Raw genomic sequence first — 13,809 nt, 5'->3', positions numbered from 1 at the left:
GAAAACCTCATTAGCTTTGTTCTCCTTCTCGTAGTCGTTTTAGGGTATCATTAATTTTTGTTGAGGATATACCTTTTGTATAGGGAAAATAAATAATCTTAACTCCTACCTCTTTAAATTTCTTATCTAGTTCTTGCCATTTTGGAGTATCAAACCAATCATCTCCTACAAACATCACGTCAAACTTCAACCTTTCCCACATTTTAAACTTATCCATATCATATTGAGGAACGACCGCATCTACAAACTTTATATTTCGAACTATTTCCATTCGTTCAGCATGTGGGATAACTGATTGTTTGTTCTTGTATGCAACTAATTCATCACTTGTTACGCCAACAATTAATTTATCACAAAGCCCCTTTGCGTTTTTTAATAAGTTTAAATGACCTATATGAAACAAATCATAAACCCCAGTAGTATATCCAACTACTGTTTTTTCATCACCTCTCTTGTACATTTCTCTATATTAATTAATATAATTACCAAGTCCAGTCCTTTTCAAAATAGTTTTTTCTAAACAATTCAATGTTTATAAACATCCACAATATTTGCCCAGCCCGTTCTTCACTTTTAGTTTGTACCAATAGTTCATCAACAACATTATCTTTTAACCAATCTGCTTTAGGCAATAATTCTTTTGCCAGAACTTCCAAATTACTAAACCATTCAGTTAAGGGTACTGGAAAACCAACTTTCTTTCTCTCAATTATTTCTTTCTGCAAATATTTATAACTCAACTTTCTTAATAAGTATTTAGGGGTATCTAAAATCTCACTATACTCATTAGCACTCAATTTAAATGCTTTAGCCTCCCCTCCACTAATCCACCTTAGCTTTAAATCATAAGGGATTTCATTATAAACAAATTCAATTAATTCATGATCTAGGAAAGGAACTCTGGCCTCAACTGAAGTTTGCATTGTTGTAGTATCGACTCTATTTAGCAAACCTTTTACATGATATTGGTGAAAAAATCTGAATATTTGCTCCTCATTTGATAATTCACCAAATTTTTCTTTAACCTCATTATCAAATTCCTGTCGGTATCCAAAAGATGTGTTTAGCAACTCATCCCTCATTTTTCTTGGCACATATTCATATTTATCTATAAAATAATCATAAAAACTTTTATCTGGTTTCTCGTTATAATAGTCAAATCCTGATCTAAAAATTCGTCCATATCCCCCTAACAGTTCATCAGCTCCTTCCCCTGATAAAACAACAGTTATTTTCTCTTTGAGCTTTGACGACATAACTGCGAGAGGTATTTCATTAGGTACACCTAAAGGGGCATCCTTGAATTTTATTAGACGCTCCCAATTATCCACATAATCAGAACGCTTCATTAAGATCTCATGATGACTTGTATTATATTTGTCCGCAACTAATTCTGAATATTTAAACTCATTTAGCTCAGGGAATCCTATAGTATATGTATTAACACGCTCCCTCTTATTGAGTGCTGTTATTGCTGTAATAAGACTTGAATCCACACCTCCACTTAAATATGTGCCTAATGGCACATCGGCAATCAACCTATACCTTATTGCCTTAGTTAGTTGTTTTTCAAATCTTTCCAGAATATCATTTTCATTGTAGAACTTTGAACAATTAAATTTTTGTGGAAGATCCCAATATACGAATTTAGATAAATTAAGTTCTTTATCTATTTTTAAATAAGTACCTGGAATGGACTGATAAATATCCTTAAAAAAGCTATATGGTGCCCTTACGTATCTATTCCCTAAATACTCATCAACAGCTTTTTCATTAAATTTAGCTTGGACTAATCCACTGCTAAGTATAGACTTAATTTCTGAAGAAAATACAATTTTTTTATTATCGTAATAATAGAAAAGTGGCTTGATACCTAGCCTATCTCGTATCAGGAAAAGGTCCTTTTCAATAGTATCAAATAATGCTATGGCAAACATACCATTAGCTTTTTGAAGAAACCAATCTAAACCTTTAGAATCTACTGCTGCCAGAATGACCTCGGTATCAGATTGTGTCTGAAAATCATAATCAAGTTCAGATTTAATCTGCTGGAAATTATATATCTCACCATTAAAAATAATCTGCCAACGTCCATTATTTGAAGCCATCGGTTGATTTGCATGTTCAGCAGTATCAATAATTGATAATCTCCTATGCCCTAATGCCAAATTATTTTCATCCAAATAATAACCTCCGGCATCAGGCCCTCTATGAATAATAGAATCATTCATCTTTTCAACCCTTAATCGAATATCATTTATTTGAATTTTGCTATATAATCCTGTAATCCCGCACATTAATTATACTTTTATTATTATTCTAATGAAAATTTTATTTAAGTCTATTTCCTTATTCAGCCAGCTTACTCAAAAAATTATTCCAAATTAATTTTCCAAACACAAAGCAAACACCTATAAAACCTCCCAAGAACACACTCAGAACCAAAATAATCTTCTTCTTGGGTGCACTCTTCTCTATTGGCACCTTTGCTGGCTCCAGGATGGTAAAAGCAGGCGTTTCTTCTTTAACAGCTATTTTAGCCTGCTCTAGTTGTTTGGCCAATTCGTTATAAATACTTGATGACAATTCATAAGCATCACTCAAACGCTGATATTCGGGATCTAAACGTTCGGAAACCAAATTACGATGTCGATCCTTATAGTTAAAAATGTTCTTTTGCAAGCTTTCATATTCCGCTTTTTTCTCCTCATAACTGACCTGTACAAACTTCAGATTTTCCCGAGATTGTTTAGTTTTATAGGCAATGATATACTGTTGCAATAACTCTACTGCCTTTTGAACATATTGAGCCGTGACAATTGGTTCTCTTGACTCAACTGTTAGACTAACTAAACCTGTTTCCTGATTAACTTCAATTTGAATCAACTCTTTTACCGATTCCAGAGCCATCACTTCTTCTTCTGAGAGATTAAGGACACCAAAATCAGTCGTAGTAGTTTTATTTTCATTTCTGGAAAAAATAGCTTCTTTAATAGTCCATGGTAAACGAATGGTATATTTCGCTATTTGGCTACTAAAAGATTCAATAGTATCATTTACCACATATTCATAAATAGATACAGGTTGCTCATACTCTTCAAAATTAAATTTCTCATGAATCAGCTCATTCAGAAAGGGATAGGAATTGACCACTTGTGGATAAATTTCTGCCGGTATTCCAGTGGATTGCCCCATCATGGAGCCAAGGTTAATGCCAGCCATACCAGCCAATGCTCCTAATCCACCCATGCTACTCATTTTCTTTTCTGCAGAAGGCAGAAGAGTCGCAGACACAGTATATTTAGCAGGGCTTAAAAAGGCAATCAATAAACCAATAAATATGGCAATACCTACACAATAATAAATAATCCTTCGTCCTTCCCAAATAACTTTTGCCAGAGCAATCAAATCAATTTCATCATCTTTAATGATTTGAAGAGTATTATTGTCTTTTTTACCTTCCATATTAATTACTTGATGATGTTATTTACTCAAATTTACAATCGACACTATAGTTAATCCCATGGAAGCTAAGGAACTTGCAATTGCGATCCATGCTTGTGGCGGCATACCCTCCCTTTCCGGCTTCTTTGGTATTACAATTTCTGCACCAGGTGTTACTTTGGGATAACTCCTAAAAAACAGGAAACCTTTGGTAGCACTTGATGCTCCGTTTGGATACAACACATAGGTTTTACCCTTTTTTGCCATAATAGAAAAGCCCCCACTATTCCGTATATACCTTCTTACATTGTAATTCTTCACATAAACAGTTGAAGATGGATTTAATATTTCACCTGAGACCTTTACAGTTTGCAGTACTGAAGGTATTTCCAATACATCACCATTCATCAAATAAATATCCTCTTTTGAACCAGGATCAGCCAATATCTTCTCTAAGTTGATGCTGACTGTTTCAAATTCTAGATCAGAAAAATAAAGGGTACTGTCCTTGCGCATCAATTCTTTCCGTTTTGCCTTTTCTTCATCAGTAAATTTAACTGGCCTCGTCAACTTAGCCCCTAATGGATATGCATTTCCTGATAATCCACCAGCTCGTCCTATCAAATCAGAAATACGTTCAGTCCGTGATGATAAACCATAATTCCCACTATACATAACTTGTCCCAATATGGTTACAACTCCCGATTTCTGAAACCCAGGCATATATCGGACAAAGACTTCATCATATGGTTGCATAATAAAAGACGCACCTTCATCATTTAATTCAAGATCACGGGATACATGGAAATAAAACAATTCAGATGTTTTACCGTTACTTTTATCCGCTTCTTTGTAAGGCAGACGTCTCATCACTTCTATTGTTGACTCAGAGGCTGATTCCTTAAAGCCACCAGCCAAGAAAACAAGATCACCTAAAGTCAAGTTTTCTGCATATGGATATACACCCATATTTTGCAACTCTCCCCATATAGCAACCGTACGTTCTTCTCGCATATTATCTATGGCAGAAATTAACACTTCATCATTTGGTTTTAGCAAAATTTCAGATTTTCCCTCAATAATACCATTTATATCAAAATTGATATTCTCCTTTGTATAATCTGCTTTTAATCGTGTAATAATCCCCCTTGCCATAAAAGCATTTTCAATCAGGCCATCTGCCTGTTTAATTAATTGACTTAAAGTTAAACCTTCAGTATATTCAAAATTTCCTGGTGTAAAAACCGCACCTTCTATTGTTACCATATTACGATAGCGATCCAAGATTTTACCAACATAAAGACTATCACCATTCTGTAAAAGAATCTTATTAATATTCTCTTTATCGATACTTTTAAATTCCCTTTCGAATCCGTTATTTCTATATAATCGTAATCTTTTATGGTATGCCAGTTCACTAAATCCTCCGGCATAATTCACCATTTCTTTGACTGTCTCATTGTTTAGAGCCTCAAACAGTCCTGTACGTTTAAACTCACCTTCTACTTTTACCCGGTTGATATAGGTAGGAATCATAACAATATCATTGTCCATTAAAGGTACATTGACTAAAGAATTTCCATTAATCAGAAAATCGTAAATATCCAGTCGATTTATAACCTTACCATTACGTATTAATTGAATATCCCTGAAAGATCCATTCTTGTTCGGCCCACCTGAAAGGTATAACACATTAAACAAGGAAGCCGTTCCCGGCAGAGTATAAGATCCGGGATTAAAAACCTCTCCAACCACATTAACCCTAATAACTTTCAATTGACCGGTTCTAACTGAAGCGAAAGTTCTAGGTTGTTCACTTTTTAAATCAGCATAGATGGTAGATAACAAATCAACTACTTGCTTCCTGGCAACATTAAACTTCAAACCTCCAATATATGATGGCCCAACTAAAGGAATATTTATTTTTCCATCTGACTCTATTTCGAGTTGATAAGATTGCTGTGATGCGCCCCAAATTTCAACATATAATTCATCACCCGGGCCTAGAATATAATCATCAGGTACTGGCATGTTTAGGCTTGGTTCAAATGTTAGCTGCTCATTATTAAAAAATGAAAACCCGAAAATACGCTGATCAATTTTTGTACTGTCAATGGCTGCTTTGGAGGTCAATAATTCTGCGTCTTCAACAATTTCATACGAATCACTTTGTCTACGAGTTAACCGATCAACATCTGTTCCTCCATTCCGTTTAACTTCCGCCAATCTCCTTTTAAGAGTAGCAATTTGGTCTGAACTTAAACCTCGCGCTCTGGCTAATCCAATCGCTTCTGATTCTGAAAGCCCTCTTTTATTTATTTCATCAACAATTTGACGTATTTGAGATTCACTTAAACTTTCTACATCAACAGTTTTGGGGTTCACATTCTGAGCATGACCACTGAAAGAAATGGTTCCCAAAAGCATTGCAAAGGATAAAAGAATTATTCTCATTATTTCTTTAATTTGTTACTGATTAATAGAACGCTATCGCCTTCTCAGTTCCATATAATAATACACAACCTGGAAGTTAACCTATAAACAACAGCTGTTTTTTTTAATTCTATTGTAACAACACAACGTTGTTTTTTCAATAATATTGACAATAATTTAAAAAAGCCGCACAAAGTTATAAAATTTAAGACTGAATAAGCCAGAAACAAGTTATTAAAAGGGAAAAGATATAACATCCATAATGTTAAGCTGTGACATCTAAAGGTTTATTCCTATTTCCAACATGAACAAATTACGTCAATTCTGGCAAAAGGTTCAATACAAAACGTTAATGAATGTAAATTAACCGGAAGTTTATTCCTCTATAGTTTTTTCTTCCTTAAAAAACTTCTTCTGAAAGAGCAAAATAGAAAATATACCGATTGTTATTGAGGAATCAGCAATATTAAAAACGGGCCTAAAGAAAATAAATGTATTACCTCCAACAAAAGGCATCCAATCCGGATAACGTCCTTCTAATAAAGGAAAATACAGCATATCAACAACTTTCCCATGTAGAAAATTAGAATATCCTCCTTCAGCTGGGAATAAACTTGCAACCTGACCGTAACTATGGTCGAAAATTATTCCATAAAAGGCACTGTCAATTATATTACCAAAAGCACCTGCCAAAACCAAAGCAACACTAAACACCAATCCTTTAGGGGCATCCTTCTTCGTTAAATTAACCAGATACCAACCAATTCCGATCACAGCAATAATTCGAAACACACTCAGAAAGACCTTTCCAAACTTACCTGCTAACTGCATTCCAAATGCCATTCCGTTGTTTTCAACGAAATGAATAATAAACCAATTGCCCAATACAGGAATTTCATCGCCTAGCATCATATGGGTCTTAATCCATATTTTCACAATCTGGTCGACCAATAAAACAGCGAAAATTATTAAAAAAGACTTTTTTAAAACAGTCATAGTTAGCGTTGTTATCGAAGGGCGTTTAACGACCTCACGTATAAAAATTAAGAAGTGACTAAAAGCAAAATGCCAATAGTCACTTAGTTATTTATTTAGGCTACACGCCTGATTTCATCACCAATTTACTTTTGGTTTTGCTTTGCTTCAACACTTAGTGTAGCATGAGGAACGGCTCTGAGACGCTCTGCTGGAATCAGTTTGCCAGTAACCCTACAAACACCGTATGTTTTGTTCTCGATGCGGACCAAGGCAGCTTGTAAATGCTGAATGAATTTTTGTTGACGTTGAGCCAATTTACCAGCCTCTTCTTTGGATAGAACTGCAGCTCCTTCTTCCAATACTTTAAAAGTAGGAGAAGTATCCTGAGTATCATTACCATCTTCATGCGTAATAGTATGCCTCAACAATTCATAATCTTTCTTGGCCTTATCAAGCTTCTTCAGGATAATTTCTTTAAATTCCTGAAGTTCTTCATCAGAGTAACGGGTTCTTTCAGCCATACGGACTTTTTTTAATATAATACAAATTTGAATTAAGCCTTAACAATTTGCATTAAGGTACTTATTTCATCATCGATATCTACGGTAACCGCAGTATTATCGTTACAATTATCTACTAATTTTACTTCAACTGCCAATGTTTGAGCTCCAATATATTCAGCATGTTTTTCAACAGCCCTATTTACAGCATCATTTTTCATAATCGACAGTTTGATTTTATCAGTAACATCCAATCCTGAATCTTTACGTAAATTCTGAATTCGATTTACAAATTCACGAGCGATACCCTCTTCTCTTAACTCCTCAGTAACTTCAATATCCAAAGCTACAGTTAATTTACCTTCATTGGCAACCAACCAACCAGGAATATCCTCTGACATTATTTCAACATCTTCAATTGAAAGAACAACTTTTTGCTCATCCAGTTCCAGTGAAAATTCTTCCTCTTTCTCGAAGATAGCAATTTCTTCCTGACCTAATGCATTAATTGCTCCTGAAATTGCTTTCATCATCTTACCGTACTTAGGACCAAGGGTTTTAAAATTCGGTTTAATCTTCTTAACCAACACACCTGAAGCATCCCTTAAGAACTCCATCTCTTTCACATTGACTTCAGTCAATACCAAAGATTTTATAGCTTCCAACTGATGCTCGAATGTTTCATCCAAAATTGGAATCATAATCTTATTCAACGGCTGACGTACTTTCAGATTAACTTTACGTCGTAATCCCAGTACCATTGATGAGATTTCCTGAGCATATTGCTGTCTCTCTTCCAAACTTGAATCGATCAATGATTCATCATAAGATGGGAATTGAGCCAGGTGGACCGAAACATCAGTAAATCGGCCAGACATCTGATTTAAATCATTAAACAAACGATCCATAAAGAATGGAGAGATTGGAGCTGATAATAAGGCCACAGTTTCCAAACATGAATATAAAGTTTGATAAGCAGCTAATTTGTCTTCGTTAAATTCACCACCCCAGAAACGTTTACGATTTAATCGCACGTACCAGTTACTCAAATTCTCCATTACAAAGTTCTGAATGGCCCGACCAGCACGTGTTGGTTCGTAACTTTCGTAACTTTCAGTAACTTCTTTCACCAATGAGTTTAATAATGAAATGATCCATCGATCTATTTCAGAACGTTTCTCAACCGGCACTTGAGCTTCTTTTCCTTTAAAACCATCAACATTGGCATACAAGGCAAAGAATGAGTATGTATTATAAAGAGTTCCAAAGAATTTACGTTTTACTTCGTCAACTCCACTTATATCAAATTTAAGATTATCCCATGGCTGAGCATTTGTAATCATATACCATCGTAAAGGATCCGATCCGTATTCTTCGATTACTTCAAAAGGATCAACACCGTTACCCAAACGCTTCGACATCTTATTCCCATTCTTATCCAATACCAATCCGTTAGAAATGATATTTTTGAATGCAACAGAATCAAACATCATAGTTGCAATGGCATGCAATGTAAAAAACCATCCTCTTGTCTGATCCACACCTTCAGCAATAAAATCAGCAGGATAAATCTGATCAAAACCTTCTTTATTCTCAAATGGATAATGCATCTGAGCATATGGCATAGCTCCTGAATCAAACCAGACATCAATCAGGTCAGCTTCGCGATACATAGGCTGTCCGCTATCAGAAACAAATACCATATCATCCACATAAGGACGATGTAAATCTATTTTATCGTAATTCTCTTTCGCATTATTCCCAACCTCAAAATCCTTAAAAGGATTTTCTTTCATCAAACCAGCTTCAACAGCCTTATTGATTTCAGCCATTAATTCTTCAACTGAACCAATACATTTTTCCTCCGTACCGTCTTCTGTTCTCCAGATTGGTAATGGAGTTCCCCAATAGCGAGATCGACTTAAGTTCCAATCCACCAGATTCTCTAACCACTTACCAAAACGACCGATTCCGGTTGAAGCAGGTTTCCAATTAATGGTTTTATTCAACTCAATCATGCGATCACGCACCGCTGTTGTTTTTACAAACCAGCTATCCAACGGATAATAAAGTACAGGCTTATCAGTACGCCAGCAATGAGGGTAATTATGTGTATGCTTCTCAACTTTGAAAGCCTTATTTTCCTTCTTCAACATTACTGAAATATCCACATCTAATGTGGCAGCATCTTCAGCTAATGTTGCGTCATAAGCATTCTTTACAAAACGACCAGCAAACTCTTTATAGGTTTCAACATTTACAAACTCCTTTACAAAATCAGAGTCCAGATCCTCAATAGCAAAGAACTTACCCGTACGATCAACCATTGGCTGTCGTTTACCTTCTTTATTTATTAGAATTAATGGCGCAATATTAGCAGCTTTCGCCACACGATCATCATCTGCGCCAAAAGTAGGAGCAATATGAACAATACCTGTTCCATCTTCTGTTGTCACATAATCACCCAAGATCACTCGAAATGCATCACCATCAGGCTTAATCCAGGGGATAAGTTGTTCGTAGCGAATTCCTTCCAAATCTGTTCCTACATATTCAGAAACAATCTTAAAAGGTATTTTCTTATCCCCTTCCTGATAAGCATCAAAATCCAATTCTGCATTTTGAGGATTGAAATAACTGGATGCTAAATCTTTTGCCATTATAACAGAAACAGGCTTACCTGTATATGGATTATAAGATTTTACTTTGACGTAATTTATTTTCGGACCAACAGCCAATGCTGTATTTGAAGGTAAAGTCCATGGAGTAGTAGTCCAGGCAAGAAAGTATAAATCTTCATCGCCATCGAAATACTTTTCAGACTCTTCGTTACGAATAACAGCAAACTGAGCAGTACAAGTTGTATCCTTTACATCTCGGTAACATCCGGGTTGATTCAACTCGTGAGTACTTAGTCCTGTTCCTGCCGCGGGTGAATAAGGTTGAATTGTATAACCTTTATACAACAATCCTTTTTTATACATTTCTTTCAACAACCACCACAACGTTTCGATGTATCGGTTATCGTAAGTTATGTAAGGATCATTCATATCAACCCAATAACCCATCTTATGAGTTAATTCTTCCCATAAATCAGTATATTTCATCACGTCTTTGCGACATGCATCATTATATTCGGCAACTGTTATACTTTTACCTATATCTTCTTTTGTGATACCAAGTGCTTTTTCAACACCTAATTCAACTGGCAAACCATGAGTATCCCAACCAGCTTTTCTTTTAACTAAGAATCCTTGTTGAGTTTTAAAACGACAAAAAATATCCTTAATGGTACGAGCCATCACATGGTGAATACCAGGCATTCCATTTGCAGAAGGAGGTCCTTCGTAGAATACAAAAGTTGGTTTCCCTTCCCTAGTTGAGATACTTTTCTCAAAAGCTCCATTCTCGTCCCATTTTTTTAGTACATCTTTGTTTACCTGAGAGAGATCTAATCCTTTATATTCGGTAAATTTTGCGTTCATTTATACCTTGTAGTTTACCCTATTTTTAAAAAGTTTACAAATATAGAACTTGACCGAAACAAAAGCAAACAGAACAATTTAAATTCAGACTTTTATTAGATTCAGCCATCTTGCTACAGAGTAATTAAAGTGAAATTATTCACTTTAATTATAATTTAATATTTCATTACATTTGCCCCAATAATTTATGGTAAAACTTGATACAAATTATTTATGAAAATCAAATCATTAGTTATTTCAGCACTTTTGTTTAGTTCTGTGCTAAGCTTTGCACAAAATGTACAATTACATTACGATTTTGGTAAAGATCGTAAATTAGTTACTTCAACTGTTGAAATGTTCAAACCCGACAAATTCGGTAGCACTTTCTTCTTTATTGATATGGACTATAGCTCAGATACACGCGGAACTGATAATGGTGTATCTCTTGCCTATTGGGAAATTGCTCGTAGCTTTAAATGGAATGAAAATCAAAAATTTGAACCTCGTATTGAGTTTAATGCAGGAAATATATTTGTAGCAGAAAACTTTGGTTTTCCAATAAACAACGCCTTTTTAGTTGGAGCTCAATACACATTCAATAATGCTGACTTTTCAAAGATTCTTACTATTCAGGCAAACTATAAAAACATTAAAGATGCAAGAACAATTGAAATAGATGTAAAGAATCAGAATTCATTTCAGATTACTGCAGTTTGGGCTCTTCATTTTTTGGATAATAAATTATCTTTATTAGGATTTGCAGATTTTTGGAGACAAGATTCATTTGAAGGTGAATATATTTTCTTAACTGAGCCCCAATTCTGGTACAATACATGTCCAAATTTCTCAATTGGTAGTGAAATTGAAATTAGTAGTAATTTTGTGGATAATGGTTTCGTTGTTAACCCTACTCTAGCAGTTAAATATACTTTCTAAATCAAATAAAGCACACAAATCATGTTGGAAAAATTATTTAATCTGTCAGGTAATAAAACAAATATACGTACTGAAGTCATTGCAGGTGTTACAACCTTTATGACAATGGCTTATATCCTGGCTGTTAATCCAGATATTCTGGCTGCGACGGGTATGGATCAGGGAGCAGTATTTACAGCTACAGCCCTATCTGCAGCCGTGGCGACTTTAGTAATGGCGTTTATTGCCAAACTTCCGTTTGCTCTTGCTCCGGGTATGGGACTAAATGCCTTTTTTGCCTTTACTGTGGTTTTAGGAATGGGACATAGCTGGCAATTTGCATTAACAGCTGTATTCTTAGAAGGTATTGTATTTATCCTTCTAACTGCGTTTAACATTCGCGAATTGATTATTAAGGCTATTCCAATGAATATCAAACATGGTATTTCAGTTGGTATTGGTCTGTTTATTGCTTTAATTGGATTTAAAAATGCAGGTATTGTAATTGGCAATGATGCAACATTGGTAGGTTTAGGTAATATTATCGATATAACTAACAATGCCTCGGCGATTGTAGCTATTGTAACCTTGATTATTACAGGTGCTTTACTAGCCAGAAAGGTAAAAGGTGCATTATTGATTGGTATTTTTGCCGGTACAATTATTGGTATTCCTTTTGGCATTACACATTTACCAGATTCATTTGAATTAACTCCACCTTCTTTATCTCCAATATTTGCAAAATTTGAATGGAGTGAAATCTTTACAACAGATATGGCCTTGGTTTTACTTACTTTCCTTTTTGTTGATCTTTTTGATACTGTTGGCACATTGATTGGAGTAACTTCAAAGGCGAATATGCTTGATAAAGATGGTAAGATACCTCGTGTTAAACAGGCTCTCTTTGCTGATTCAATTGGTACAACATTAGGAGCAGTTCTGGGAACATCAACAGTTACAACTTATGTAGAGAGTGCTGCAGGTGTAAGTGAAGGTGGCAGAACAGGTTTAACCGCTGCTACAACAGGAGTATTGTTTTTATTGGCATTGTTTTTCTCGCCAATATTTTTAATGATTCCTTCTGCTGCTACTGCCGCAATTTTAATCATTGTTGGAGTCATGATGTTTACACCAATTACAAAAATAGACCTTACAGATTATACAGAAGCCATTCCAGCCTTTTTAGCCATCGTTATGATGCCATTTACATATTCTATAGCAGAAGGCATTGTTTTTGGTATGCTGGCATATGTAATACTAAAAATACTTTCAGGTAAATTTAAAGACATCTCAATAGTATCAGTTCTATTAGCAATACTATTTGTGTTAAAATTCTTTATTGATTAACAATAGATAATCAACACTTATTATACTTATCCTTGTCATATTAATGGCAAGGATTTTTTTACACCTACAATTATGATGATATTGAATATTTGCAACTAAAAACAACTCACATACCTCTCTTAAAGTAAAAGTTTAATCATGAAAAGAGTTGGACAAACTATCAATAGAAACCCGTCCAAATCCTTTTTGATATGTATCCTGATATTAATAAAGTCTGACAATTATTCTATCAAATCTATGGAATTTATAATCGACTTATTACACCTGATATAGCCCGGACCAAACTAGCATTATGGTTTAATGAGATAGAACAATCTGGTTTTGAGTCCTTCTCAACTATCCGAAGAACTTTCGAAGTGCATTATGATACCATAATCAATTACTTTAATGGCAGAAGTACCAATGCTGCAGCTGAATCATTCAATGCTAAAATTAAAGACTTCAGAAGACAATTCAGAGGTGTGGTTGATGTCAAATTCTTCTTGTATCGTCTATGTAAAATTTATGCCTAGACCCAGAATGTGGTTCTGATCCATCCGTTCTGATTTCGATAAACTTCATAAACTAGTAACCTGAGTTCGAAATAAAAACTGACTGATTTACAAGGAAATAAACAAGGTTTTGATTATGTTTAAGTATCTGAAATTTAAATAATTAACACCAAAACACTTGTTTATTATGGAAGATAAAGTTACTGAAATATTCTTTTATGTGGATGAATTTTG

10 protein-coding genes are annotated in these 13,809 nt (G+C 34.7%); 3 read left to right on the top strand and 7 right to left on the bottom strand.

Annotation, left to right across the window (positions count from 1 at the left end; genetic code table 11):
• Positions 1-10: 10 nt before the first annotated feature.
• From ACRD62_RS16040 to ileS, 7 genes are all read right to left on the bottom strand, one after another.
• Positions 11-460 carry an FAD synthase family protein gene (locus ACRD62_RS16040; RefSeq protein ID WP_430821128.1) on the bottom strand — a complete coding sequence of 150 codons (450 nt, stop codon included), beginning with the start codon at positions 458-460 and terminating at the stop codon, positions 11-13.
• Positions 461-482: 22 nt separating this feature from the next.
• Positions 483-2,297, bottom strand: a complete 1,815-nt coding sequence (asnB, locus tag ACRD62_RS16035; protein ID WP_430821127.1) for an asparagine synthase (glutamine-hydrolyzing) — start codon at positions 2,295-2,297, stop codon at positions 483-485.
• A 52-nt stretch (positions 2,298-2,349) separates the two neighbouring features.
• Entirely contained in the window at positions 2,350-3,465 is a 1,116-nt protein-coding gene (locus ACRD62_RS16030; protein ID WP_430821126.1) for a Wzz/FepE/Etk N-terminal domain-containing protein, read from the bottom strand.
• Positions 3,466-3,483: 18 nt separating this feature from the next.
• Positions 3,484-5,898 (bottom strand): polysaccharide biosynthesis/export family protein, encoded by a 2,415-nt coding sequence (locus tag ACRD62_RS16025; protein ID WP_430821125.1) that lies wholly within the window; start codon positions 5,896-5,898, stop codon positions 3,484-3,486.
• A 354-nt stretch (positions 5,899-6,252) separates the two neighbouring features.
• Positions 6,253-6,873: a lipoprotein signal peptidase gene (locus ACRD62_RS16020; RefSeq protein WP_430821124.1), complete on the bottom strand. Its 621-nt coding sequence runs from the start codon at positions 6,871-6,873 to the stop codon at positions 6,253-6,255.
• A gap of 125 nt (positions 6,874-6,998) precedes the next feature.
• Complete coding sequence (locus tag ACRD62_RS16015; protein ID WP_321405972.1) at positions 6,999-7,376, bottom strand: TraR/DksA family transcriptional regulator; 378 nt, start codon at positions 7,374-7,376, stop codon at positions 6,999-7,001.
• 32 nt (positions 7,377-7,408) lie between these two features.
• Positions 7,409-10,840: an isoleucine--tRNA ligase gene (gene ileS / locus ACRD62_RS16010; protein ID WP_430821123.1), complete on the bottom strand. Its 3,432-nt coding sequence runs from the start codon at positions 10,838-10,840 to the stop codon at positions 7,409-7,411.
• 213 nt (positions 10,841-11,053) lie between these two features.
• On the opposite strand from ileS, the gene ACRD62_RS16005 reads away from it, so the two are divergent.
• The 3 genes from ACRD62_RS16005 (at position 11,054) to ACRD62_RS15995 (ending at position 13,596) form a co-directional block, all read left to right on the top strand.
• On the top strand, positions 11,054-11,758 hold the full coding sequence (locus ACRD62_RS16005; RefSeq protein WP_430821122.1) for a DUF5020 family protein: 705 nt from the start codon (positions 11,054-11,056) through the stop codon (positions 11,756-11,758).
• A gap of 21 nt (positions 11,759-11,779) precedes the next feature.
• A complete protein-coding gene (locus ACRD62_RS16000; RefSeq protein WP_430821121.1) occupies positions 11,780-13,084 on the top strand; it encodes an NCS2 family permease in 1,305 nt (434 codons plus the stop codon).
• Between the two features lie 233 nt (positions 13,085-13,317).
• A complete protein-coding gene (locus ACRD62_RS15995; RefSeq protein WP_430821172.1) occupies positions 13,318-13,596 on the top strand; it encodes a transposase in 279 nt (92 codons plus the stop codon).
• The last annotated feature ends 213 nt before the right edge of the window (positions 13,597-13,809 follow it).

It is taken from the genome of Carboxylicivirga caseinilyticus (genome assembly GCF_050589785.1).
GTDB lineage: Bacteria > Bacteroidota > Bacteroidia > Bacteroidales > Marinilabiliaceae > Carboxylicivirga > Carboxylicivirga caseinilyticus.
Note: the sequence above shows the minus strand (reverse complement) of the source record. Positions and strands in the feature narration are given on the sequence as shown.